Origin of the sequence: Bacillus halotolerans (assembly GCF_004006435.1) — a bacterium.
In the GTDB taxonomy this organism is placed as follows: domain Bacteria; phylum Bacillota; class Bacilli; order Bacillales; family Bacillaceae; genus Bacillus; species Bacillus halotolerans.
Window position 1 is genome coordinate 2,776,444 of sequence record NZ_CP029364.1, and the last position, 23,564, is coordinate 2,800,007.

Below are 23,564 nucleotides of genomic sequence, written 5' to 3' on the forward strand. Positions count from 1 at the left end.
AATCTGTACAAAATAGTGGATAAAAAATAGGAGGAAAGTCACATGTTTTGTAAGGAATGCGGTCAAAAAAATAATGAAGGGGCCAAGTTTTGTAAAGAATGCGGCACCCCGATCGGAGGGAGCAGCAGACAGGCAAATAAAGAAACAGCAAGCACTGCTGAAACGAGGCAGGCTCCGCGAAAACCAATCCCTAAGAAAACCATCATGTTATGGAGCAGCATTGCCGCAGCGTGCGTCATATTATTCGCTGCATATAAAACCGGAGCGTACCTTACTTCTAAGGACAGGTTAGTCGACAAATTTGAGCAGGCTGTAAATGATGAGGATAAAGACCAAATCGCTTCGCTGCTAACACCGGCAAATGACAGGCTCAAGCTTACTAAACAAAACGTAAAGCCGTTTCTTACATATTTAAAGGATCATCCTGACAAAAAAGATGAGCTTTTTTCATCGCTGCGTGCTGAAACAGTCCAAAAGGATATTGTATACGCGGAGAAAGACGGGAAAACTTTGCTAGTATTTGACCATTATGATTTAAAGATAGCACCTGTTTATTTTGAAGTAACCAGCAATTATAAACATACGGATCTCTATGTGAATAAAGAGGAAGCCGGATCTGTAAAGAAAGCAGATCAAGCACAAACCCTCGGACCGTACATTCCCGGCGAATATACAGTCTCAGCCAAACTGAAAAACGATGTAGTCGATCTTGTGAAAAAGGAAGACATTCAGGCGGTTGGTGACAACAGATTTCGTGTTGATCTCTCATTGGAAGCAGATAATGTAACATTCAGCTTAGCGGACGACATGAAGGATGGAAAGGGAGAATTGCTGATTAACGGTAAATCCATCCATAAGGATCCGTTCAAATCTGTCACATACGGCCCGCTTCTCACAGACGGATCAATGACAGCTGCGGTCGAAGCGGAGTTTCCGTGGGGAAAAACAAAAACAGCGGGTGTGCCGATTGATAGCAAAGAAATGGAGTTAACATTAATTCCTGACCAAGACACACAAGAAACAATCATGAATACGATTGTCAAAACGACAAAGCAATATTCCAAAGCGCTTTCTGATGGAAATACAGCTCAGATGACAGAGGCAAGTGCCAGTTGGAAAGCCGAAGTAAAAGATAACGTGGATTCGATGAAAAACACAGATTCTTACTTAAAAGAAAAATATCTGGAAACAGACTTTGATTTGGATACATTTGCTCTATCCCAGAAAAATGATGGTACATGGCAGGCGTCAGTAAAAGGAAAAGAACTTCACCAGTCGGCTAATTATAATGACTATACTAAACCTGAAATGTCGGATGAGAGCCCGAGCTATGAATATCTGCTTTCATATGATAAAAAACAGAAAAAGTGGATGTTCGAAGATGCAGAATCAACTTTTGATTCTGCCGGCACAAATATAAAGAAAATAAAAAATGATCATGCAGAGACGTACACGTCAGCCTGGGCAGACGCAAAAGGCAAGAAAGCAAGCGTAAGCCCATCGGCCGGCGATGTCACGGATGAACAAGTGACATCATTTATGGTTAGTTATCTGACAAATCAATCAACCGCAGTGAATTTAAATGAATTTGCGGTCATGGAAGGCAATCTGGAAAAAGGAAGTTCATTATATAATGATCAGCAGAAATTGGTTAAGAAGCTGTACAGCGAGGGGACGACTGAAGTATTTATTGATGTAGAGGTAAAAAGCTTTAATCAAAGCGGCTCGAATATCACAATTAAAACATATGAAGAATTTGATATTACAAAATCAGGCGGCAGTACAAAGCGCAGAACATACAACTGGACCTACACCGGCGTAGTGAAAGACGGAAGAATTTATTTAACATCTATTCAATAAAAACAAACCCCCATCACCAGCAGGCGATGGGGGTGTTTTTTAAAAAAAGATATAACGGAAAATCTCTTTGATATAATGTTCGATGATGAACCGAAACGCAACGCACGTGATCAGATAAATCACAATGGTTGAGTAAATGATATCAGCTTTTCCTTTATACGAATGCTGGTAACTGCTCAGCATCGCAGGGGGAATAGCGAAGAATGCGCCGATTAAACCAATCGCTAACACGGTGAAACAAAGATCTGTATGTAATAAAAACAATAAAAGTGCAAGAATCAAAATAGCTGTAAACGGAATAAGAAACGCACCAAATCTGGAGAATGAATCTTTAAATGAGACTTGGTTTCCCGCGATTTTTAAGGAAAAAAAGATCAATGCATGCAACCCGAAAATAAAAAGGGCAAAGTAAATGGTTGGCTTTAAAAAGATTTCTGTAAAGCTCGCACTGCCGGGACCTTCTGAAAAAAGAATATAAAACATCAGCGGAGTTAGTAAACTGAAAAGCACCATTGTAATGATTCCGCTGATCAGCTGTTCGCCGCCTGTTGTTTTGCACTCCTGATAAGGGCGTTTCAGAACAGCCAGAACAAATGAACCGAACTGCTTTGCTGCTTGTTTTGCAGCTTCAGCTCCCGCCTGTGCTCCTTGATTTTCGCCGGCTTGGTGCGGAAGAGGCGATCCGCATTTCTCACAAAACTTTCCGCCATCTGCTTGATGGCCGCATTGAGGACAAAACATATGATGACTCCTTTTACATGTAATATAGGGAAAATAGACTAATAATGTCATTATAAAAGAAAAAAGTAGAAAAGTAACCAATATCCAGGTAAAAAATTTTCTCCAAGATTATGTATCAGAAACAAGACACGAGCTGCCAGATGCGAACCCGTGTCTTGTTTCTAGTTATTCATATATTTTTCAAATACGTCACCGAAATCTTTAATATGGTACTGCGAGCGGACGGAAGTGACCCATGTAAACCCGAATTCGGTCAGCTCTTTGTATTGTGTTTCAATATTGACGTGCTCAGGGCGGGTATGCTGAAGGATGGTGACTGCTCGTTCCAGACTTTGCTCAGCCTGATTGATCAAAATGTCATTTTCATAGATCGTTTCAGAGATACGGAGAAGGGCTTTATACAAATCTTTCAGCTTTTCAATTTGCTCTTTATGCACATCGATGTCAAATTGTTCAGAGCCCAGCTTGAACTTGATTTCAACATCCAAATCGACCTTCCCGGCGGTTTCCAGAAAAACATCAGAGATTTTATATTGGGAATAAGGGTAGCGTTTCAGCGTTCGTTTGGAGGAAGTGGCACGTTCGCCGTCAACATGGATCAGCGCCAGATTCGTGAAGCAATATTCATCGGCTTTTGTTTTAATCAGGAAATAAATTTTTTCGTTGTCTTCATGCATGACATAGTCATCAGCATCTGTTTTGTCATAATCCTGAGGTTCGATAATTTTTCCGATATCTGATAATCCGAGTGCATCTGCTGCAATTTTCTTGAACATATAGATACATCCTTCCTATTTACATAGTCACTTCATTGTAGCACGCGGCGTTTCCGAACGGCTATAAACGTTTGCGAAGAATCAGCCTCTTGGTAAGGCCAATGTCACATGGAGGAAGTATACGATGTTCTCATATATGATGTTTCCAATATTAATCTCATCATGTAGAAAAGCAGTTCCCTTACTTCAGGGAGCTGCTTTCAGCTGTTTTCGGCACGTATTCAAATACTTCTTCACTCTCAAAAAACTCAATTAAGCGGCTCAGCCAATCATAGTAATGAAGCCATTCTCTTAATTCATTCAGCAGCTGATTGACTTTCTCTTCGGCTTCTCGGGGAAGCTCGTCCCTTTGTAAAAGATCCGTCAGCTCCCGGTTTAATTTTTTGTACAGCACTTTGTTTTTGCTCACGACCTTTGTCCAGTTCGCCGCAAATAAAGATATGAAGGTTTGATAATAATCCTGCTCTACGTCGTAAAGATCTTTTCTTACGCCTTTTTCAAACACCTTTTCGGCAATGTTGGCATCAATCATTTCACGGACGACCTGGCTCATCCGTGTTTTGCTCATGCCTGTTGCTTCTGACAGCTCGCTTAACGTCATCGGTTTTCGATTCATATAAATAATCCCGAGCACACGCCCGACAGTAGAAGGCATTCCAAACGTATGCATGTTTTCGGCAATCTTCTCGATGAGATGCTCTTCAGCATGTTCAATGATGTCGAGAGCAGTTTTTTCCACAGCTGATCATCCCTTCAAATGGCAATTGATGGTGTCAATATATCATATTTCTGCCAGTTGTTGAAAACAGCTGTATGCGGAGGAAGCGAGAGGTATCCGGCGTAATTGTAAGAACACCCTCTCTACCTGAGTCATAACAATAAATAATCTGTAAATAACATATAATTTCAACACATTGTAAACTTTTTATTTTACAAAGTTCAAATTATAATAAAGATTATACTTTTCAGAAAAATTAACGGAAACCTGCGGAGGTGCACGGATTGCTGAAATTAGAACAAGTGTCAAAAGTATATAAAGGCGGCAAAAAAGCTGTGAACAGCATTGATTTAGATATTGCCAAGGGCGAATTTATCTGTTTTATCGGCCCGAGCGGCTGCGGAAAAACGACGACGATGAAGATGATTAATCGACTGATTGAACCGTCGTCAGGAAAGATCTTTATCGACGGAGAAAACATAATGGAACAGGACCCGGTTGAACTGCGGAGAAAAATCGGCTATGTGATTCAGCAGATCGGTTTGTTTCCCCACATGACCATTCAGCAGAACATTTCACTCGTCCCGAAGCTGCTGAAATGGCCTGAAGAAAAACGGAAAGAACGGGCGAGAGAGCTGTTAAAGCTTGTTGATATGGGCCCTGAATATTTAGACCGTTATCCCCACGAGCTCAGCGGCGGACAGCAGCAAAGAATCGGCGTGCTGCGCGCACTGGCTGCGGAACCCCCTCTCATTTTAATGGATGAACCGTTCGGAGCGCTTGACCCGATCACGCGGGATTCCCTTCAGGAAGAATTTAAAAAACTGCAGAGAACGTTAAACAAAACCATCGTGTTTGTGACCCACGACATGGACGAAGCCATTAAGCTAGCTGACCGGATTGTGATTTTAAAAGCGGGTGAAATCGTTCAGGTCGGCACACCTGATGAGATTCTCAGAAATCCGGCAAATGAATTTGTAGAAGAATTTATCGGGAAAGAGCGCCTGATCCAGACAAGGCCTGAAATTGAGCGGGTTGAGCAGATGATGAACAGAATGCCTGTCACGGTTACAGCGGACAAAACGCTTTCTCAGGCCATTCAGCTGATGAGAGAAAAACGCGTCGACTCGCTGCTTGTTGTAGATGAGCAAAATGTGCTGAAGGGATACGTAGATGTTGAAATCATTGATCAAAACCGCAAAAAAGCGAGCGTTGTTGGTGATGTGTACCGCTCGGATATGTATACCGTGCAAAAAGGAGCCCTTCTCCGCGATACCGTCCGGAAAATCTTGAAGCAAGGAATTAAGTATGTTCCCGTTGTTGATGAAGAGCACCATTTAGCAGGGATTGTGACAAGAGCAAGCCTTGTGGACATCGTATATGATTCCATATGGGGCGAGGAAAACCAGCTAATGACGATCTGATCAGGGGAGGAGCTCTTACACATGAATCAAATGATGACTTTTTTACAGACGAACGGCGGAGAGCTGCTGTATAAAACAGGTGAACATTTATATATTTCTCTTATTGCTGTTGTATTGGGTATTATCGTTGCGGTGCCGCTCGGCGTTCTGCTGACCAGAATGAAAAAAGGCGCAGGCGCGGTTATAGGTGCCGTCAACATTGTGCAAACCTTGCCGAGTCTGGCGATTCTGGCATTTTTTATCCCGCTTCTCGGTGTTGGAAAAGTGCCGGCGATCGTCGCTTTATTTTTCTATTCGGTGCTTCCGATTCTGCGCAATACGTATACAGGCATTAAAGGTGTAAACAAAAATCTGCTTGAGTCAGGAAAAGGGATTGGAATGACCGGCTGGGAGCAGATCCGGCTCGTCGAGATTCCGCTGGCGATTCCGATTATTATGGCAGGCATCCGCACATCCACGATCTATTTAATCGGCTGGGCGACCCTTGCCTCATTTATTGGCGGCGGCGGTCTTGGTGATTACATTTTTATCGGACTGAACCTGTATCAGCCTGAATACATCATTGGCGGTGCTGTGCCGGTTACAATCTTAGCCATTATCATTGATTATTTGCTAGCCGTGACGGAACGAAAAGTGACACCGAAGGGATTGCAAGGGATGAAGGAAGTTTCTTAAGGAGTTGGCTGTATTGAAAACGAAAAAAATCAGATGGATCGGCGCGCTCGCTTTCGCCTTTGTCATGCTGCTGAGCGGCTGTTCTCTGCCGGGACTTGGCGGCGCCTCACAAGATACGATCAAGGTCGGGGCGCAAAGTATAACAGAATCAGAAATTTTAGCGAATATGATTGCGCAGCTTATTGAACACGATACGGATTTAAATACGGCTTTAGTCAAAAATCTCGGATCAAACTATGTTCAGCACCAGGCGATGCTCGGCGGTGACATTGACATATCCGCCACACGCTATTCTGGCACGGATTTAACGAGCACCCTCGGAATGGAGGCGGAGAAGAATCCGGAAAAAGCGCTGAATATCGTGCAGAAAGAGTTTGACAAACGTTTTAAATATAAATGGTTTGATTCTTACGGATTTGATAACACATATGCCTTTACCGTAACAAAAAAATTTGCGGAAAAGGAGCATGTAAACACCGTGTCTGATCTAAAGAAAAACGCTTCTGAATATAAACTAGGGGTCGACAATGCCTGGCTGAAACGGAAGGGCGACGGATATAAAGGTTTTGTCAGCACGTATGGATTTGAGTTCGGAACAACCTATCCGATGCAGATCGGACTTGTTTATGACGCAGTCAAAAACGAGAAAATGGACGCCGTTCTTGCTTATTCCACAGACGGCCGGATTAAGGCGTATGATCTCAAAATCCTAAAAGACGATAAACAGTTTTTCCCGCCGTATGACTGTTCGCCGGTGATTCCGGAAAAGGTGCTCAAAGACCATCCTGAGCTTGAAGGCATTATTGATAAACTGATCGGGAAGATTGACACGGAAACCATGCAGGAGCTCAACTACGAAGTGGACGGCAAACTGAAGGAGCCATCTGTTGTGGCAAAGGAATTTTTAGAGAAACATCATTATTTTAACTAAGAAAAGAGGCAGACCAAATGGAAGTATTACAGCAGCTTGGCACTTACTATTCGCAAAACGGCAGTTATGTGCTGCAAGAGTTTTACCGCCATTTTCTGATGTCGGTGTACGGCGTTTTGTTTGCGGCCATCGTCGGCATTCCGCTTGGCATCCTGATTGCCAGGTACAGAACATTAAGCGGCTGGGTTTTCGCCGTCACGAACGTGATCCAGACGGTGCCGGCGCTCGCCATGCTGGCCGTGCTGATGCTAGTGATGGGGCTTGGCGCGAATACGGTCATTTTATCGTTATTTCTTTATTCACTGCTGCCGATCATCAGAAATACGTACACAGGCATTGTCAGCATTGAACATGCCTATCTTGAATCCGGAAAAGCGATGGGTATGACAAAGTTTCAAGTGCTGCGGATGGTCGAGCTTCCGTTGGCGCTTTCTGTTATTATGGCCGGCCTCCGCACCGCGCTCGTCATTGCTATCGGCATTACTGCCATCGGGACATTTGTCGGTGCCGGCGGTCTCGGAGACATCATCGTCAGGGGGTCAAACGCAACAAACGGGACCGCGATTATATTAGCTGGCGCGATCCCGACAGCCCTAATGGCGGTGATAGCTGATTTGGTCATGGGCTGGCTTGAACGCGCGTTAAGCCCGATTAAAAATAAAAAAAGAAACTATATTAAAGCTGAAAGAAAAACCACCTCTATTTAAATAAAACAGGGGTGGTTTTTTTAGTAAACAACCTGTGTTAGTCCCTTTAACCGATACTTTCCAGCGTTGAAGTTAGACAAGTATTTTAAAAAAATCTTCAAATATCAGATGGTTATTGCCAATTTTAAGGTTGTTTTGAGAAAAGTTTCAAGTTATAATAATAATACATTTATGCAAACATCTAAATGTCTAAATGTTTTTCGAAAAGGAGAAAACGCTATGAATAATGTTTTCAAAGCTATATCAGATCCAACTAGGAGGAGAATTTTGGATTTGTTAAAAGGAGGGGATATGACTGCGGGAGATATTGCAGAACATTTTAATATCAGTAAACCGAGTATTTCTCACCATTTGAATATTTTAAAACAGGCGGAAGTCATAGCTGACCACCGTAAAGGGCAATTTATTTATTATTCTTTAAATACCACAGTACTTCAAGACTCAATAAATTGGATGCTTAACTTTATAAATAAAGGGGATAACGATTTATGAAGAAAAATATAATTTCCATAATTATTGTTTGTTTGAGTTTCTTGACTTCAATTATATTTTATCAGTACCTTCCGGAAGAAATACCGATACAATGGTCAGGAAATAAGCCGGCTGCCTTTATATCTAAACCTCTAACACTTTTTATTATACCTATTGTTATGCTTATTTATTATCTTACTTTTTATATGTTAACCATTAAGTCAACGCAAAAAAATAAAGCATTGCTTTTTCTAGCTTCTAATAATATGTTAATCCTTTTATATATTTTACAGCTCTCAACCCTTTTAGTAAGTTTAGGATACGAACTGGATATTGATTTAATAATTGGTCTTGCTGTTGGTATCTTTTTAATTATTGGTGGAAATTCCATGCAGTTAGCAGAGCAAAACCATCTTATCGGATTGAGGACACCTTGGACATTAAAAGATGAGACTGTTTGGAAATTGGGTAATCGCTTTGCCTCTAAAGTACTTGTAGCGTGTGGTTTTATCATAGCCATTCTTTCATTTTTTACAGGGGAATATATTATTATGATTATGATTGTGTTAGTGTTGCTAGCATTAGTTATTTCAACGACTGCTTCCTATCTTTATTACAAAAAGTTAAACGGTTAACGTTAAAAAAGTGTCTTGCGGAGTAACCCGCAAGACACTTTTTTTATAATGATTATTGATGAATCAATTTTAGGGTTTTTGCAGCAGCAGCTTCTAGATCAGAATTATTATTAGAAGCTGAAGAGGAATATTTGGCAACGTATTTCCAAACTGCAGTTGTTACGGCGGCAGCGGTTTGCAATGCTACCGCGTTAACGCCTACAACATATAAATATCCAGCTGCTACACAGACGGCATAAAGCCCGCAAGATGGAGTTGCTTTATTGGTAGAGTATTTTACGTTTTGATTTTTCTTGGCATATTTTTGGATAAGTTGATCTGCTTTATTCATATTATCAATGAGTTTTTTAGGGTCTTTACTGTCAATCGATTGTTTCAATTCATCCAGATATTGTGGTTGATCTTTTTTTATAAATTTGACTACATCATTCACTAATTTTTTACCTTCTGTACTATTCGCCTCTTTTACGAGTTTAGGGTCCAAATCGCTAGAAATTAATTTACCAACCTCTCCTTGGCCAAATAAAAGTCCTCTAAAGTAATCTTCTCCAGAAAATGTATTGTTTTCTTTAGCAGATGTACTTGACTCCTTAGAGAATCCTACTAATGAAAAAACCAATATCGTCACCATGGAAACAATCAATAGCCTAAGTAATTTACTTTTCAAATTATTATACCTCCATTAAGTTATTTCTCCATTATCTAAATATTAGTTATGAAACAATTTTGTAAGGAACTTGACTGATTCACCTCCTAATCTTTTGAAATTCCTTTTTCCTTTTACGGATATATATTTAAATAAAGGAGAACACCAATTCAAATTGATATTTTGTTGTATAGGATGTAGATATATAATTAATGCAGATATCATGATTAAGCCGAAACTTACAATACCGATGCTGATTATTATCCCTATGTGAAATATTATTCCTAATATTAATGCAATTTTTTTTATTCTGATATTAGAAACTATACTTGCTGCTAAGAACAGCTCAAAAATAGTTACTAACCAAGTGATGACAACAATATAGTTGCTTTCAAGCAGTGGATTCAATAAATTAAGTTGATAATCAGGCAATCCAAAAACAGGATCAGAAAAGAAATAATAAATTGCTGTCCCTTCAGCCCACTCTTTATTTTTCAAGCGCTCTAAAGCTGCATTTAAATAGATTACAAAAACTTGAATTTTAATTATTGTCACTAAATAAAATAATACTATCTTCTTTGTGAAAGATTCATAATTGATATCTATTATTTTCCAATGATTTTGCCTTGAATCTAATAATGTAACAGGAAATAAAAGAAATGAAAGAACAGTTGCAATTTGTTCACCGCCATCAATAGTTAAAGCTGAAGTTTGAATGCTATAGCAAATATACCAGTGGAAAAAACCGGTAAATCTAGGCCTCCATCCTATAACCACTAAAGCTAATATAAAAATCATTAAGTATCTTATAACCTCAAAACTGATGCTATATTTGTTAGCAAAACAAAAGGCAGTGGGAATATAGACATTTTCACACGTGACATTATTTGCACTATAACTAAATAAAATATCAGCACTATTAAATACTAAAACTAGTAATGTTGAGAAACCAAGTAAACTTCTAGAAAGTGCATATGTATTTTTCCATGGATTATAGGTGTCAATATAACCTTCGAAACTATTTAATATTTTCATATTATTTTTACTTTTAGCACCTTTCTTTCAAAAGAGGTAGTTTGTTTAAAATCTATCCAATACCATGAGAGTGGCTTTTGTCGGTATATAAGGTACTCTCCTTTGCTAAGATGTGTATAGTCCTTGCTTTTTTTTACTTCAATAGGCTTCATTTGTCTCTCTAAATTTGTGCAGGAAGTGTTGTTTTCACATGTTTTCCAATTCTTTGGTTCGATATTCTCAACAATTTTGCCTAATTCTATTGCCTGAACTCTTCCTTCTCTTTTTATCCCGAAAAAATTATTAGGAAGTGCATTAGGTAACTTTAAATTTTCTTTTGTGTGAAACGAAATGTTTTCTTCAGTAGGGCTTTTACTATAAAAGCCAAAGCCTTGGGGAGACAATTGTTGCAAAAAATTTTTTTTAAACAGTGGATTCTGAGGTGAGATATTACTAAAGTAATAGGAAGAAAATGAAAGGAAACATATAGTCGTTATAGTTATAATTGCTCTTTTTTTGATTTGGGTTACCTCCTTTAAGCCAATCTAATCATTTCAAAAAGATTATATAATAACTAGTAAGAATAATCAACATAAAATGGATAATAAACAAAATATTGTAAATTATATTTGGTTTTGTTTTGTGGGAAAAATTTGATATTTAAAATTTGTATTGTACGTAAAGTTCCCAATATCAATTTTGGGAACTTCTTTACGGTTTCGGCACATATTTAAAAATCTCTTCACTCTCAAAAAACTCAATCAGACGGCCGAGCCAATTGTAATAGTCGAGCCATTCCTTTAATTCCTTCAACAGCTCATTCACCTTTTCTTCCGCTTCAGGAGAAAGCTCTTCATCCAAGATACTGAGCAGCTCCCGGTTGAGTTTTTTATGCATCATTTTATTTTTGCTGACGACTTTGCTCCAAGTGGCTGTAAACAGAGTGATAAAGGTTTGGTAGTAATCCTCTTCAACATCGTATAAGTCTTTTCGCACGCCCTTTTCGAACACCTTCTCGGCGATGTTGGCATCGAGCATGTCCCGCACGACCTGGCTCATTCGCGTTTTGCTCATGCCGGTCGCTTCTGATAATTCCGTCAGCGTCATCGGCTTGCGATTCATATAAATAATGCCCAGCACACGTCCAACGGTAGAGGGCATTCCAAATGCATGCATGTTTTCCGCGATTCTTTCTATGAGGTGGTCTTCAGTCTGTTCAATTATCGTTAACGGATTTTTCTCCAACAGTTTCAATCCTTTCAGCTAACAATTCCGATGTCAATATACCACATTTTTGATGCGGCGGAAATGCTGTAATCATAGAATTTGGCAGGAAATTGGAGCAATAAGGAGATCATTACCGGTCAATACGGGTAAATCAGGGTTTACACATACTTTATAAATAATATGAACAAATTGTAAACTTTTTATTTTATAAACTTTATTCTATAATGGGAAGCATTCAATTGTCTGAAAAATTAAATACAAACTGAACGAATTGAATGAATTTAATTTTGGAGGTGCGATGTTTGCTGACATTAAAAAATGTCTCGAAAACATATAAGGGCGGCAAAAAAGCTGTGAACAGCGTGAATCTGGAAATTGAAAAAGGTGAATTTATTTGTTTTATCGGTCCAAGCGGCTGCGGAAAAACGACAACGATGAAAATGATTAACCGATTAATTGAGCCGTCAGCCGGTCAGATTTTTATTGACGGCGAGAACATGATGGAACAGGACCCGGTAGAACTCAGGCGTAAGATCGGCTATGTCATTCAGCAGATCGGACTGTTCCCCCATATGACCATTCAGCAGAACATTTCACTTGTGCCTAAGCTACTGAAATGGCCGGAGCAGCAGCGGAAAGAACGTGCGCGTGAGCTTTTAAAATTGGTTGATATGGGACCTGAATATTTAGACCGTTATCCTCATGAATTAAGCGGGGGACAGCAGCAGCGAATAGGTGTATTACGGGCACTTGCCGCGGAACCGCCGCTTATCTTAATGGATGAACCGTTTGGGGCGCTTGACCCGATTACGAGGGATTCCCTTCAGGAAGAATTTAAAAAACTGCAAAAAACCTTACATAAAACCATCGTATTTGTTACCCATGATATGGATGAAGCGATTAAGCTAGCAGACCGGATCGTCATTTTAAAAGGCGGAGAGATTGTGCAGATCGGAACGCCTGATGATATTCTGAGAAATCCGGCAAACGAATTTGTTGAGGAGTTTATCGGCAAGGAGCGCCTGATTCAGTCATCAAGTCCTGATGTTGAGCGGGTTGATCAAATTATGAGTACACACCCGGTGACCATTACGGCGGATAAAACGCTCTCTGAAGCGATCCAGCTGATGAGGCAGGAGCGTGTCGACTCGCTCCTGGTTGTAGATGACAGCCATGTTCTTCTAGGCTATGTAGATGTGGAAATCATTGATCAATGCCGGAAGAAAGCCGAGCTCGTAGGCGAGGTCCTGCATCAAGACATCTACACCGTCTTGGGCGCAACACTGCTGCGGGATACAGTACACAAAATTTTAAAACGGGGTGTAAAGTACGTGCCGGTTGTAGATGAAGACAGCCGTTTAATAGGAATTGTGACGAGAGCGAGCCTGGTTGACATTGTGTATGAGTCCATCTGGGGAGAAGAAAAACAGCTCGCAGTATTGTCATAGGGAGGTTGTCAGACATGAATCATATCATTGAATTTTTGCAAACCAACGGAGGCGAACTGCTTTACAAAACATATGAGCATATCACCATTTCTCTCATCGCCGTCATTTTAGGCGTGGCTGCCGCTGTGCCTCTTGGGATTGTGCTTACCAGAATGAAAAAAGGAGCCGGCACCATTATCGGCATTGTGAATATCATTCAGACGCTGCCCAGTCTGGCAATCCTCGCTTTCTTTATCCCGCTCTTGGGAGTCGGAAAAGTTCCGGCTATTGTGGCCTTGTTTTTCTATTCCGTTTTGCCGATCCTGCGCAACACGTATACCGGGATTCGCGGCGTTAACAAAAATCTGCTTGAATCAGGAAAAGGCATCGGGATGACGGCAGCTGAACAAATCCGCCTCGTGGAACTGCCGCTTGCCGCGCCCGTCATCATGGCGGGGATCAGAACATCCACGATTTATTTAATCGGCTGGGCGACGCTTGCATCCTTTATCGGAGGCGGCGGATTGGGTGATTATATTTTCATCGGCCTGAATTTATATCAGCCGGAATATATCATCGGAGGAGCGGTTCCCGTCACGATATTGGCGATTGTCATTGATTATGTGCTTGCGTTGACGGAACGAAAAATCACGCCTGCCGGACTGCAGGGAATGAAGGAAGTTTCATAAGGAGGCTGCTCATGAAAAGAAAACATCTTAAATGGCTGAGCGGTTTTACGCTCGCAGTAATGCTGATGTTAAGCGGCTGTTCGCTTCCCGGGCTCAGCACCGCTTCAGACCAGACCATCAAAATCGGCGCGCAAAGCATGAGTGAATCAGAAATCATCGCAAGCATGCTTGGCCAGCTGATCGAACACCATACGGATCTAAAAACAACAACCATTAAAAATCTTGGCTCCAACGCGGTGCAGCAGCAGGCCTTGATGAACGGAGAAATCGATATTGCGGCCACAAGATATACAGGTGACGCGCTGACAGGCACGCTGAGGATGAAACCTGAAAAAGATCCGGACAAAGCGCTGGCGCTGACACAGCAGGAGTTTAAAAAAAGATACGATTTAAAATGGTATGACTCCTACGGGTTTGATAATACGTATGCCTTTACCGTCAGCAAGAAGCTTGCGGACCAATATCATTTAGAAAACGTATCAGACATCAAAAAATGGGCGCCGCAATTAAAGCTGGGCGTCGACAATTATTGGATGAAGCTGAAAGGGAACGGCTATCAGGATTTTACGAAAACCTACGGCATGACATTCGGCGGCACGTATCCGATGCAGATCGGGCTTGTGTATGACGCGGTGAAAAGCGGAAAAATGGACATTGTCCTCGCTTACTCCACGGACGGGAGGATCAAGTCCTATGATCTCAAAATGCTAAAGGATGATAAACAATTTTTCCCTCCGTACGACTGCTCTCCTGTTGTTCCCGAACAGGTGCTTAAAGAACATCCTGAACTGGAAGGCATCATTCAGAAAATGATCGGAAAAATCGATACAGCCACGATGCAGGAGCTTAACTATGAAGTCGACGGTAACCTAAAAGAACCGTCTGTCGTTGCCAAGGAATATTTGCAAAAGCATCACTACTTCGAATCGTGAAAGGGGGATTGACCAATGAATGTGCTTGAACAGTTAATGACGTATTATGCACAGAACGGCAGCTATGTAATGGAAGAATTCGGCCGCCATTTTCTCATGTCGGCTTACGGCGTCTTGTTTGCTGCTGTCGTCGGGGTTCCGGTCGGAATCCTCATTGCGCATTTCCGCCGCTTGTCAGGATGGGTATTCGCCGTAACAAATGTCATTCAGACGATTCCGGCGCTCGCCATGCTGGCAGTCCTGATGCTTGTCATGGGGCTCGGCGCAAACACAGTGATTTTATCATTATTTCTGTATTCCCTGCTACCGATTATCCGAAACACGTACACAGGCATTGTCAGCATTGAACACGCATACTTAGAATCAGGAAAAGCGATGGGAATGACGAAATTCCAAGTTCTTCGGATGGTTGAGCTCCCGCTCGCGCTTTCTGTCATTATGGCAGGCCTTAGAACGGCTCTCGTCATCGCTATCGGCATTACAGCAATCGGCACATTTGTCGGCGCCGGCGGCCTTGGGGATATGATCGTCCGCGGGTCAAACGCCACAAACGGAACGGCGATTATTCTAGCCGGCGCGATTCCGACTGCGGTGATGGCGGTTGCGGCTGATTTGCTCATGGCTTGGGTGGAGCGGGCGTTACATCCGGTCAAGAAAAAAAGAACCAGGGTGAGACGTATTCAAACAGCTGCATAAGAACAAAAAAAGAGGCTTGGATGATTCCAGCCTCTTTTTTCTTATTTAAATTGTAAACTGATCCATTTTCTCATTAAGTTCTTTCGCCAAACGCTCAAGCTCCTCAGCATTTTGAAGCACTTGATCCATTGAATGGGCGGATTGCTCGGTAATGGAAAATGTTTCTTCAATGCCGGCGGCGGATTCTTCAGAAACGGAGGCGATATTTTCAATCGATTGGTTAATTGTGATCGATTGGTTTGTTAACTGCTTTAATCCGTCCGTTACTTCCTTAATACTGTCCGCTACATAGGTGACCGATTGCTTAATGTTCTGCATGGCCTGTCCGGTGTCAGTCAGGTTTTCAGTACCTTTTTCTACTTCGGTAAAGCTGCTTTCCAGGTATTGAATGACAGTGTTGATTTCCTGCTGTGTGCCGCCAACTATTTTAGTGATATCCTGAACGGAGTCAGATACGCCATCTGCGAGCTTTCGGACCTCCTCAGCCACAACGGCGAAGCCTTTGCCGCTTTCTCCTGCGCGGGCTGCCTCAATTGCGGCATTAAGTGACAATAAGTTCGTTTGCTCGGCAATGCCGTTGATGACCTGAACAAGCTTGTTGATGTCCTGAGAATGCTGTTCCAGCGATCTCACTTTATGAACGGCCTCCTGAACGATATGATGGATTGTTTTCATTTGCTGCACTGACGTATCCATATTTTCGTTTCCGTTTACGGCGAGTTCGAGAACGTTTTGAGACGTATCGCTGATCGTCATGCCGTGATTGTAGGCTTTATCAATGCTTTCTGTAAATTCATTCATTGATTCGGCGATTGTCACAGCGTCTTGCGCCTGCTGCTCGGAGCCTTCAGCCATTTCGTTCATCGTTTCGGTAATATGCCTGCTGCCGGTTCTTGTTTCATTCGTTGCAGTGGTCAGCACCTGTGATGAAGAAAGCACGCGGGTGGAGATTTCTTTTGAATATCCGACGATATCTCTTAAATTCCCTACCATTTTCTGAAGCGCTTCGTTCAGATCGCCGAGCTCGTCTTTTGAGGCCAGCGGCTCTATGTCATTTGACAGATTGCCTTCGGCGATCTCATTCGCAGATGACTTCATTCGAATAATCGGTTTTACAATGCTGCGATTGATATAAAGCCAAATACATATGCTGATGGCGATGGAAGCTGCCAGAAGCAAAGCCGTGTAACTGAGACCTTTATGATAAACATCCTTGGTTTCTTTCACCGCCGTGTTGCTGCCTTCTTTATTAAAGTCAACAAGTTCAGTGATTGATTTTTTCATATCCTCAAAGCTTGCTTCAGTCTGTACCAATAATCCCCTTGCTTTATCTATATCATTCGTGCGTCCGCTCTCTAAAATCTGGTTATGAATATTCGTATATGAGTTGACTTCAGTCTTGAGCTGTTCGAAAATGCTGCGTTCTTTGTCATTAGAGATTGTCTTTTCATAGTTATCAAGCTTTTCATTGATATCCTTAAGGATCTGGTTCATATCTTGGTCCAGCGTATCCATTTTATCTTTGTCTGTATAAATCAGGAAATCCTTTTCCTTAGAGGAAAGGTGCTCTGTCAAATAATTAATAGATGTAATTTCTTTAATGCCGTCTATCCATTTCGTGTTGATTTCATCTGTCTTTTTGATGATGTGCTGCATATTGAAAGCGCCTATTCCGCCTATAAGCAGATTGATGAGGATCAGTGTCAAAAATACCAGGCTGAATTTGCGGGAAATCGTCAGTCGCATTTACGTGTTCTCCTTTTAAAAAAAGTGATGTGATGTACTATATATCGGCTGAGAAATTGTTTTTTCACCTGGAAATAAAAAATAAAAAACGGCTCTTCTCTCCGTGGAGATAGAACCGTTTTAGCAATTACATATGAAAGGAAGGGTCAATCCATTCAGTCGCCCATTTGGAGATTTCACCCAGAATGGGCGCTAACGCCATTCCTTTGTCGGTTAATGAATATTCGATGCGAACCGGAGTTTCGGGGATGACGTCCCGCTTAACAACTCCTTCAAGCTCAAGTTCTTTCAGCCTTTCTGACAGAACTCTGCCGCTTAGATTTGGAAGTGCTGCTTCTATTTCGCTAAATCGCTGCTGACCGTTCAACAGTTGAAAAACGATTAAAGCAACCCAGCGTTTGCTCAAGATGTCGACTGCTTTTTCAAATCTAGGACACATTTCTGATTGGTTCATACTTTTCACCTCGTCTGTCATTATTATAACGCAAATAACGAGGGAACGTATGCATGCGTGATTGATAAAATGCGGAAAGAGATGCAGAAGATTACGTGGAAGAGGAGCGTTTTTTCGCTTCGGAAGCTAAAAAATCGAAGTATTTGCTGAGATTTTCAATATCCTGCTTGGAGAGATGCCGCCATTTTTCGCTGTTAAAAAGAGACAGGTTCTCCGTTCCTCGAGTGACAGCCGTCTGATAAATCGCATAAATAGACTGATAGCTTTCCGAAGCCTCTCGAATTTCTTCAGGAAAAGCGGTAATGTGCCCTGCGGCTGCCATCAGGTTTTCGTGCGGTATTTTCAGCACCGCTGCGAGCTTTTTTATGGTCGCGGGCTTTGGTGTGCCGCGCTTGCCGTTTTCTATTTTTGAAATGGTCGCTGAGCTGATGCCCGAGTACACCGCAAGCTGGTTTACTGTCAGTTTGCGGGCGCGGCGCAGCGCCCTTAATTCCTGTCCGAATGTTGACATGATGATCGCCTCGCATTTCTGGAAAGAGTTATTGATCAGCAGATCGTTTTTTGGCTTCGTCTGAAATAAAAGAGAAATAATGATCCAGCATGAGCAAATCCTCTTTGTTGAGATACTGCCATTTTTCACTCTCAAGAAGGGCAAGATTTTTCAGGTCATAAGCCTCCGCCTTTTCAAGCAGCTGACACTTCGTTTTATAAGGCGCTCTGGCTTCATGAATCTCTTCGATATATCCCGCTTTATACATAAGCCCTTCATAAGGAATTTTTAAGGCCTCCGCCAGTTTTTTGATGGTGGCAGGTTTAGGAACGCCGCGTTTGCCGTTTTCAATTCTGGAGATGCCGGCCGCGCTTACACCGGAATAAGTCGCCAGCTGGTTGACTGTCAGCTTTCTCTCCTCACGCAATGCCCGTAATTGTTCGCCGAAGCTTTCCATATGTCTCACCCCGTCCCTCACTGTTACTCATATTTTAGTATGTTTATTGACTAAAGGGAATAGGTAGGCTGGAAATGTATTGACAAAAGTTAACATACGCCGTAATGTAAATGTATAGAAAAAGTTTTTTCATGAACGGAAGGTGAGGAAAGTGCCAGTAGAAAAGATACAGATTAGACGTGATTATGTATTGCAGTATATGGTCAATAACGATTATTCCCTCAATCAGCTTGCGCTGGAAATCGGAGTCTCACCCGCCACACTGAGCCGTGTGCTGAATGGAGAAAGACGGCCGGGGCAGCTTGTGATCGGAAAAATGCTTCACTATTTTGACTTGAAGTTTGAGGATCTTTTTTACTACGATTTCGTTGACAAAAGTCAATAACTTAAGAACGCCTGGGGAACCAAGCGTTTTCTAAGCCTTATCATCTATGTGTCAAAACAAAACCCGTCACAAGTTCATTGCATGTTTTCCATTGTTTTGTCGGCAGCTGATGGCCCTGGTATTCCAGCCTGAAAAATTCAGCGTGGCTGCATGCTTTCCGGTAATAGCCTGCATGTGTAAAGGTCCAGTCGCGCAGGCCGCCATACATAAACAGCATCGGCATGTTAAAACGGGGCAATTGTTCAAGGCAGCTGTAGCGGAGAGAATCCCGATAATATTGATACCAATGGCCGAGGTCAGCTTTTTTCATATGATTCGTTAATAGATTTCGGAGCTGTCTGTTTTTCGTATGGCTGCTGGCGATAATTTTCATCAGCATGCCGGGACTTTTTTCAAGAAGATACATTCCCATTTTGTGAAGCTGCTGACCGGCCATGGTATGAACAGCGGGGTAAGCGCCGGCCAACACCAAATGAGATACTTTGTCCGGCCGGGTGAAGCCGATGTGCTGTGCAATTAAGCTGCCGGCGGAATACCCGAATACTGCAGCCTGATCAATGTGCAAACGATCCATAAATTGCACGATCTCGTTTGCGTAATAGGAAATAGAGATTTGCTGGTCTGCATGATCGCTGTCGCCATGTCCGCTTAAATCGGGAAATATCACCCTGAAATGATCCGCCAGAAGGCGCTGATAATAAAAAACCTTGCGTCCCATGCCCGGCGGGTGAATAAAAATGATAGGGATTCCCTGTCCATATTCCTCATAATATAGATGTTTCTTATTGGCTGTGCTGATGATCGGCATTGTTTTTCTCCCTTTTCGTTCAATTCATACGAATAGGCTAACCAAAACAAAATGTCTTATCCGGCCCTTTTGGCGTCTGATACGGCGTGACATGCCAAACCTTTTCATGTAAAATAGAAGTAATGTAGGCCAGTGAGTCTGGAGGTGTAAGGGATGCACGCGGTTTTGATTACCTTATTGGTTATCGTCAGTATTGCACTTATTATTGTCGTTTTGCTTCAATCCAGTAAAAGCGCCGGATTATCTGGTGCGATTTCAGGCGGAGCGGAGCAGCTCTTCGGGAAACAAAAAGCAAGAGGTCTTGATTTGATTCTGCACCGCATTACGGTTGTGCTGGCGGTCTTGTTTTTCGTGTTGACGATTGCGCTTGCTTATATCCTATAGGGCAATGTTTGTATAAGGTCTGATGTAAAGTCAGGCCTTTTTCACGTTTCTGGCTGATATTCAGAGCGTTTTTTTCTGATCAAACTGTGGAAAACTAAAATGATCGTGCAGAAAGAAAGGGAGAAATGAGCATGAAAGTTGTGACACCAAAACCATTTACATTTAAGGGCGGAGACAAAGCGGTGCTTTTGCTGCACGGCTTTACAGGGAATACAGCGGATGTGAGAATGCTGGGACGTTATTTGAATGAACGGGGCTATACGTGCCACGCGCCTCAATATGAAGGACACGGCGTTCCTCCTGAAGAATTGGTACATACGGGGCCTGAAGACTGGTGGAAAAACGTCATGGATGGCTATGAATATTTAAAATCTGAAGGCTATGAGGACATTGCTGCCTGCGGACTGTCGCTTGGCGGGGTTTTTTCGCTGAAATTGGGTTACACTGTACCCATAAAGGGAATTGTCCCAATGTGCGCGCCAATGCATATTAAGAGTGAAGAGGTCATGTATCAGGGCGTCCTTTCATACGCTCGCAATTACAAAAAGTTCGAGGGGAAAAGCCCGGAGCAAATTGAAGAAGAAATGAAGGAATTCGAAAAAACGCCGATGAATACCCTTAAGGCGCTGCAAGACTTAATTGCCGATGTGCGAAACAATGTCGATATGATTTATTCACCGACATTTGTGGTGCAGGCCCGTCATGATCACATGATTAATACCGAAAGCGCAAATATTATTTACAACGAAGTGGAAACTGATGAGAAACAGCTGAAATGGTACGAGGAATCAGGCCATGCCATTACGCTCGACAAAGAACGTGACCTCGTCCATCAGGATGTGTATGAATTTTTAGAGAAGCTCGATTGGTAATCAACAGGAGGTCGGATAATGGAAAAAGAAGCATTTATGGATAAGCTTCTCTCGTTTATGAAGGAAGAGGCGTACAAGCCTCTGACTGTTCAGGAACTTGAGGAGATGTTACAGATTACGGATGCCGAGGAATTTAAAGAGCTCGTCAAAGCGCTGGTTGCGCTGGAGGAAAAAGGGCTTATCGTGCGGACGAGAAGCGACCGCTACGGCATTCCGGAAAAAATGAATTTAATTAAAGGAAAGCTTTCTGCGCATCCGAAGGGATTTGCCTTTTTGCTGCCTGAGGATACGTCGTTAAGCGATGTGTTTATTCCCCCTAATGAGCTGAATACAGCTATGAACGGCGATATCGTAATGGTACGCCTGAATTCGCAGTCAAGCGGCTCCAGACAAGAGGGCACCGTCATTCGTATTTTAGAAAGAGCGATTCAGCGGGTAGTCGGAACCTATACAGAAACAAAAAACTTTGGTTTTGTCATTCCGGATGACAAAAAAATCACAAGCGATATCTTCATTCCTAATAGCGGGAAAAATGGCGCGGCTGAAGGGCATAAGGTGGTTGTTAAACTGACCAGCTATCCTGAAGGCCGAATGAATGCAGAGGGTGAGATTGAATCCATTCTCGGCCATAAAAATGATCCGGGCATTGATATTTTATCAGTCATCCATAAGCACGGACTGCCGGGTGAATTCCCTGCCGATGCAATGGAACAGGCGACAAGCACGCCTGATACGATTGATGAAAAAGACCTGAAAGACCGCCGTGATCTCCGTGACCAGGTCATTGTCACCATTGACGGAGCGGACGCGAAGGACTTGGATGACGCGGTTACAGTGACAAAGCTGGATGACGGCAGCTATAAGCTTGGCGTTCACATTGCCGACGTCAGCCATTACGTGACTGAAAACTCGCCGATTGACAAAGAAGCGATGGAAAGAGGAACGAGTGTGTATTTGGTTGACCGTGTGATTCCGATGATTCCGCACAGACTGTCAAACGGTATTTGTTCATTAAATCCGAAGGTTGACCGCCTGACACTTTCTTGTGAAATGACCATCAACAGTCGGGGAGAAGTCACAGAGCACGAAATCTTCCAAAGCGTCATCAAAACAACGGAAAGAATGACATATTCCGATGTGAATCAGATTCTTGTTGATGATGATGAAGAATTAAAGCAAAAGTACGAACCGCTCGTACCGATGTTCAAAGACATGGAGCGGCTGGCAGAAATTCTTCGCGAAAAGCGGATGAACCGCGGCGCCGTGGATTTTGACTTTAAAGAAGCAAAGGTGCTTGTTGATGAAGAAGGGGCGGTCAAAGACGTTGTGATCAGAGAACGCTCAGTCGCCGAAAAACTGATTGAAGAATTTATGCTTGTTGCGAACGAAACCGTTGCAGAGCATTTCCATTGGATGAACGTTCCGTTTATTTACCGGATACACGAAGAGCCTAATGCTGAAAAACTGCAAAAGTTTTTAGAGTTTGTGACAACATTTGGCTATGTTGTAAAAGGAACGGCGGGAAATATTCATCCGCGCGCGCTGCAAAGCATTCTTGACGCTGTTCGTGACAGACCAGAGGAAACAGTGATTTCTACTGTCATGCTACGTTCCATGAAGCAGGCGAAATACGACCCGCAAAGCTTAGGGCACTTCGGCCTGTCAACGGAATTCTATACCCATTTCACATCGCCGATCCGCCGTTATCCGGATTTAATCGTCCACAGATTGATCAGAACGTACTTAATCAACGGCAAGGTCGATGAAGCGACACAGGAGAAGTGGGCTGAACGGCTTCCGGATATCGCTGAACATACTTCATCAATGGAACGCCGTGCAGTTGACGCAGAGCGTGAAACAGATGATCTGAAAAAAGCGGAATATATGCTTGATAAAATCGGTGAAGAATTTGACGGCATGATCAGCTCTGTGACAAACTTCGGGATGTTTGTCGAGCTGCCGAATACAATTGAAGGACTCGTCCACGTCAGCTTTATGACGGATGACTACTATCGCTTTGACGAGCAGCACTTTGCGATGATCGGGGAGCGAACGGGAAATGTGTTCCGCATCGGGGATGAAATTACAGTCAAAGTCGTTGACGTCAATAAAGACGAGCGCAATATTGACTTCGAAATCGTCGGTATGAAAGGCACCCCGCGCCGTCCGAGAGAAATGGACAGCCGCAGCCGAAAACGCGGAAAACCTGCCAGAAAACGCGTGTTAAGCACAAATACGCCTGTATCTCCTGCTCCTTCCGAGGAAAAAGGAGAGTGGTTCACAAAGCCGAAGAAGAAAAAGAAAAAACGCGGCTTTCAAAACGCACCGAAGCAGAAACGGAAAAAGAAGAAATAGCAGCTCAACCAGCAAATAGGGCCGCAGCGCTCTATTTGCTTTCT

General features: G+C 42.6%; 27 protein-coding genes. 15 read left to right on the forward strand and 12 right to left on the reverse strand.

Going from position 1 to position 23,564, the window contains the following annotated elements; all coding sequences use genetic code 11:
• Positions 1-42 precede the first annotated feature (42 nt).
• Positions 43-1,860: a zinc ribbon domain-containing protein gene (locus tag DIC78_RS14145; protein ID WP_127696469.1), complete on the forward strand. Its 1,818-nt coding sequence runs from the start codon at positions 43-45 to the stop codon at positions 1,858-1,860.
• Between the two features lie 39 nt (positions 1,861-1,899).
• On the opposite strand, the gene DIC78_RS14150 is transcribed toward DIC78_RS14145, so the two are convergent.
• From DIC78_RS14150 to opcR, 3 genes are all read right to left on the reverse strand, one after another.
• The gene (locus tag DIC78_RS14150) at positions 1,900-2,601 is read right to left on the reverse strand and encodes a zinc ribbon domain-containing protein (RefSeq protein ID WP_106021992.1); all 702 of its coding nucleotides are present in this window, start codon (positions 2,599-2,601) and stop codon (positions 1,900-1,902) included.
• A 161-nt stretch (positions 2,602-2,762) separates the two neighbouring features.
• Positions 2,763-3,377, reverse strand: coding sequence for a PH domain-containing protein (locus DIC78_RS14155; RefSeq protein ID WP_024122878.1), 615 nt, complete (start codon positions 3,375-3,377; stop codon positions 2,763-2,765).
• 181 nt (positions 3,378-3,558) lie between these two features.
• On the reverse strand, positions 3,559-4,116 hold the full coding sequence (opcR, locus tag DIC78_RS14160; RefSeq protein ID WP_044159138.1) for an opuC operon transcriptional regulator OpcR: 558 nt from the start codon (positions 4,114-4,116) through the stop codon (positions 3,559-3,561).
• A 263-nt stretch (positions 4,117-4,379) separates the two neighbouring features.
• On the opposite strand from opcR, the gene opuCA reads away from it, so the two are divergent.
• The 6 genes from opuCA to DIC78_RS14190 all read left to right on the forward strand — a co-directional run bounded on the left by opuCA (position 4,380) and on the right by DIC78_RS14190 (position 8,938).
• Positions 4,380-5,519 carry an osmoprotectant ABC transporter ATP-binding protein OpuCA gene (gene opuCA / locus DIC78_RS14165; RefSeq protein WP_101859940.1) on the forward strand — a complete coding sequence of 380 codons (1,140 nt, stop codon included), beginning with the start codon at positions 4,380-4,382 and terminating at the stop codon, positions 5,517-5,519.
• 21 nt (positions 5,520-5,540) lie between these two features.
• Positions 5,541-6,194 carry a glycine betaine/carnitine/choline/choline sulfate ABC transporter permease OpuCB gene (gene opuCB / locus DIC78_RS14170; RefSeq protein ID WP_024122875.1) on the forward strand — a complete coding sequence of 218 codons (654 nt, stop codon included), beginning with the start codon at positions 5,541-5,543 and terminating at the stop codon, positions 6,192-6,194.
• A gap of 64 nt (positions 6,195-6,258) precedes the next feature.
• Positions 6,259-7,125: an osmoprotectant ABC transporter substrate-binding lipoprotein OpuCC gene (gene opuCC / locus DIC78_RS14175; protein ID WP_106022027.1), complete on the forward strand. Its 867-nt coding sequence runs from the start codon at positions 6,259-6,261 to the stop codon at positions 7,123-7,125.
• Between the two features lie 17 nt (positions 7,126-7,142).
• Entirely contained in the window at positions 7,143-7,832 is a 690-nt protein-coding gene (gene opuCD, locus DIC78_RS14180; protein WP_024122873.1) for a glycine betaine/carnitine/choline/choline sulfate ABC transporter permease OpuCD, read from the forward strand.
• Between the two features lie 219 nt (positions 7,833-8,051).
• Positions 8,052-8,324: a sporulation delaying system autorepressor SdpR gene (gene sdpR / locus DIC78_RS14185; protein ID WP_024122872.1), complete on the forward strand. Its 273-nt coding sequence runs from the start codon at positions 8,052-8,054 to the stop codon at positions 8,322-8,324.
• Entirely contained in the window at positions 8,321-8,938 is a 618-nt protein-coding gene (locus tag DIC78_RS14190) for an SdpI family protein (protein ID WP_024122871.1), read from the forward strand. Before sdpR ends, DIC78_RS14190 begins: the two co-directional genes overlap by 4 nt.
• 52 nt (positions 8,939-8,990) lie before the next feature.
• On the opposite strand, the gene sdpC is transcribed toward DIC78_RS14190, so the two are convergent.
• The 4 genes from sdpC to DIC78_RS14210 all read right to left on the reverse strand — a co-directional run bounded on the left by sdpC (position 8,991) and on the right by DIC78_RS14210 (position 11,843).
• Entirely contained in the window at positions 8,991-9,605 is a 615-nt protein-coding gene (gene sdpC, locus DIC78_RS14195; RefSeq protein WP_024122870.1) for a sporulation delaying protein SdpC, read from the reverse strand.
• 42 nt (positions 9,606-9,647) lie between these two features.
• A complete protein-coding gene (gene sdpB, locus DIC78_RS14200; RefSeq protein ID WP_024122869.1) occupies positions 9,648-10,619 on the reverse strand; it encodes a sporulation-delaying protein SdpB in 972 nt (323 codons plus the stop codon).
• The gene (gene sdpA, locus DIC78_RS14205) at positions 10,616-11,095 is read right to left on the reverse strand and encodes a sporulation-delaying system protein SdpA (RefSeq protein WP_049809963.1); all 480 of its coding nucleotides are present in this window, start codon (positions 11,093-11,095) and stop codon (positions 10,616-10,618) included. The genes sdpB and sdpA overlap by 4 nt, the downstream gene beginning before the upstream one ends.
• A gap of 214 nt (positions 11,096-11,309) precedes the next feature.
• Positions 11,310-11,843 (reverse strand): GbsR/MarR family transcriptional regulator, encoded by a 534-nt coding sequence (locus DIC78_RS14210; RefSeq protein WP_106019566.1) that lies wholly within the window; start codon positions 11,841-11,843, stop codon positions 11,310-11,312.
• 284 nt (positions 11,844-12,127) lie between these two features.
• Here DIC78_RS14210 and opuBA point away from each other — a divergent pair, with 284 nt between their 5' ends.
• From opuBA to opuBD, 4 genes are read left to right on the forward strand one after another with little or no spacing between them, the layout of a single operon-like run.
• Positions 12,128-13,273, forward strand: a complete 1,146-nt coding sequence (opuBA, locus tag DIC78_RS14215) for a choline ABC transporter ATP-binding protein OpuBA (RefSeq protein ID WP_101864778.1) — start codon at positions 12,128-12,130, stop codon at positions 13,271-13,273.
• Positions 13,274-13,287: 14 nt separating this feature from the next.
• Positions 13,288-13,941: an ABC transporter permease gene (locus DIC78_RS14220; RefSeq protein WP_095713009.1), complete on the forward strand. Its 654-nt coding sequence runs from the start codon at positions 13,288-13,290 to the stop codon at positions 13,939-13,941.
• An 11-nt stretch (positions 13,942-13,952) separates the two neighbouring features.
• A complete protein-coding gene (gene opuBC, locus DIC78_RS14225; RefSeq protein WP_106019565.1) occupies positions 13,953-14,873 on the forward strand; it encodes a choline ABC transporter substrate-binding lipoprotein OpuBC in 921 nt (306 codons plus the stop codon).
• Between the two features lie 15 nt (positions 14,874-14,888).
• On the forward strand, positions 14,889-15,569 hold the full coding sequence (gene opuBD / locus DIC78_RS14230; RefSeq protein ID WP_024122863.1) for a choline ABC transporter permease OpuBD: 681 nt from the start codon (positions 14,889-14,891) through the stop codon (positions 15,567-15,569).
• A 45-nt stretch (positions 15,570-15,614) separates the two neighbouring features.
• Here the strand turns inward: opuBD and DIC78_RS14235 are convergent, their stop codons facing one another.
• From DIC78_RS14235 to rghR, 4 genes are all read right to left on the reverse strand, one after another.
• The gene (locus DIC78_RS14235) at positions 15,615-17,315 is read right to left on the reverse strand and encodes a HAMP domain-containing methyl-accepting chemotaxis protein (protein WP_024122862.1); all 1,701 of its coding nucleotides are present in this window, start codon (positions 17,313-17,315) and stop codon (positions 15,615-15,617) included.
• A gap of 127 nt (positions 17,316-17,442) precedes the next feature.
• Positions 17,443-17,769, reverse strand: a complete 327-nt coding sequence (gene catR, locus DIC78_RS14240) for a catDE operon transcriptional regulator CatR (RefSeq protein WP_010331897.1) — start codon at positions 17,767-17,769, stop codon at positions 17,443-17,445.
• A 91-nt stretch (positions 17,770-17,860) separates the two neighbouring features.
• A complete protein-coding gene (locus DIC78_RS14245; RefSeq protein ID WP_024122861.1) occupies positions 17,861-18,280 on the reverse strand; it encodes a helix-turn-helix domain-containing protein in 420 nt (139 codons plus the stop codon).
• Between the two features lie 28 nt (positions 18,281-18,308).
• Positions 18,309-18,716 carry a transcriptional repressor RghR gene (gene rghR / locus DIC78_RS14250; RefSeq protein ID WP_106019564.1) on the reverse strand — a complete coding sequence of 136 codons (408 nt, stop codon included), beginning with the start codon at positions 18,714-18,716 and terminating at the stop codon, positions 18,309-18,311.
• Positions 18,717-18,867: 151 nt separating this feature from the next.
• On the opposite strand from rghR, the gene DIC78_RS14255 reads away from it, so the two are divergent.
• Entirely contained in the window at positions 18,868-19,101 is a 234-nt protein-coding gene (locus tag DIC78_RS14255) for a helix-turn-helix domain-containing protein (RefSeq protein ID WP_024122859.1), read from the forward strand.
• A gap of 40 nt (positions 19,102-19,141) precedes the next feature.
• Here the strand turns inward: DIC78_RS14255 and DIC78_RS14260 are convergent, their stop codons facing one another.
• Positions 19,142-19,909 carry an alpha/beta fold hydrolase gene (locus DIC78_RS14260; protein ID WP_106019563.1) on the reverse strand — a complete coding sequence of 256 codons (768 nt, stop codon included), beginning with the start codon at positions 19,907-19,909 and terminating at the stop codon, positions 19,142-19,144.
• A gap of 153 nt (positions 19,910-20,062) precedes the next feature.
• On the opposite strand from DIC78_RS14260, the gene secG reads away from it, so the two are divergent.
• The 3 genes from secG to rnr all read left to right on the forward strand — a co-directional run bounded on the left by secG (position 20,063) and on the right by rnr (position 23,520).
• A complete protein-coding gene (gene secG, locus DIC78_RS14265) occupies positions 20,063-20,293 on the forward strand; it encodes a preprotein translocase subunit SecG (protein WP_003220028.1) in 231 nt (76 codons plus the stop codon).
• Positions 20,294-20,424: 131 nt separating this feature from the next.
• Positions 20,425-21,165 (forward strand): alpha/beta hydrolase, encoded by a 741-nt coding sequence (locus tag DIC78_RS14270; RefSeq protein ID WP_127696470.1) that lies wholly within the window; start codon positions 20,425-20,427, stop codon positions 21,163-21,165.
• An 18-nt stretch (positions 21,166-21,183) separates the two neighbouring features.
• Positions 21,184-23,520, forward strand: a complete 2,337-nt coding sequence (gene rnr / locus DIC78_RS14275) for a ribonuclease R (RefSeq protein WP_095713015.1) — start codon at positions 21,184-21,186, stop codon at positions 23,518-23,520.
• The last annotated feature ends 44 nt before the right edge of the window (positions 23,521-23,564 follow it).

Coding starts and splice junctions, on each gene's coding strand:
- DIC78_RS14145 (WP_127696469.1), top strand. CDS start 43: ATGTTTTGTAAGGAATGCGGTCAAAAAAATAATGAAGGGGCCAAGTTT.
- opuCD (WP_024122873.1), top strand. CDS start 7,143: ATGGAAGTATTACAGCAGCTTGGCACTTACTATTCGCAAAACGGCAGT.
- opuBD (WP_024122863.1), top strand. CDS start 14,889: ATGAATGTGCTTGAACAGTTAATGACGTATTATGCACAGAACGGCAGC.
- opuCB (WP_024122875.1), top strand. CDS start 5,541: ATGAATCAAATGATGACTTTTTTACAGACGAACGGCGGAGAGCTGCTG.
- DIC78_RS14190 (WP_024122871.1), top strand. CDS start 8,321: ATGAAGAAAAATATAATTTCCATAATTATTGTTTGTTTGAGTTTCTTG.
- sdpB (WP_024122869.1), bottom strand. CDS start 10,619: ATGAAAATATTAAATAGTTTCGAAGGTTATATTGACACCTATAATCCA.
- rnr (WP_095713015.1), top strand. CDS start 21,184: ATGGAAAAAGAAGCATTTATGGATAAGCTTCTCTCGTTTATGAAGGAA.
- opuCC (WP_106022027.1), top strand. CDS start 6,259: ATGCTGCTGAGCGGCTGTTCTCTGCCGGGACTTGGCGGCGCCTCACAA.
- rghR (WP_106019564.1), bottom strand. CDS start 18,716: ATGGAAAGCTTCGGCGAACAATTACGGGCATTGCGTGAGGAGAGAAAG.
- DIC78_RS14220 (WP_095713009.1), top strand. CDS start 13,288: ATGAATCATATCATTGAATTTTTGCAAACCAACGGAGGCGAACTGCTT.
- secG (WP_003220028.1), top strand. CDS start 20,063: ATGCACGCGGTTTTGATTACCTTATTGGTTATCGTCAGTATTGCACTT.
- opuBC (WP_106019565.1), top strand. CDS start 13,953: ATGAAAAGAAAACATCTTAAATGGCTGAGCGGTTTTACGCTCGCAGTA.
- DIC78_RS14150 (WP_106021992.1), bottom strand. CDS start 2,601: ATGTTTTGTCCTCAATGCGGCCATCAAGCAGATGGCGGAAAGTTTTGT.
- DIC78_RS14270 (WP_127696470.1), top strand. CDS start 20,425: ATGAAAGTTGTGACACCAAAACCATTTACATTTAAGGGCGGAGACAAA.
- catR (WP_010331897.1), bottom strand. CDS start 17,769: ATGAACCAATCAGAAATGTGTCCTAGATTTGAAAAAGCAGTCGACATC.
- DIC78_RS14260 (WP_106019563.1), bottom strand. CDS start 19,909: ATGCCGATCATCAGCACAGCCAATAAGAAACATCTATATTATGAGGAA.
- sdpR (WP_024122872.1), top strand. CDS start 8,052: ATGAATAATGTTTTCAAAGCTATATCAGATCCAACTAGGAGGAGAATT.
- DIC78_RS14245 (WP_024122861.1), bottom strand. CDS start 18,280: ATGTCAACATTCGGACAGGAATTAAGGGCGCTGCGCCGCGCCCGCAAA.
- DIC78_RS14235 (WP_024122862.1), bottom strand. CDS start 17,315: ATGCGACTGACGATTTCCCGCAAATTCAGCCTGGTATTTTTGACACTG.
- DIC78_RS14155 (WP_024122878.1), bottom strand. CDS start 3,377: ATGTTCAAGAAAATTGCAGCAGATGCACTCGGATTATCAGATATCGGA.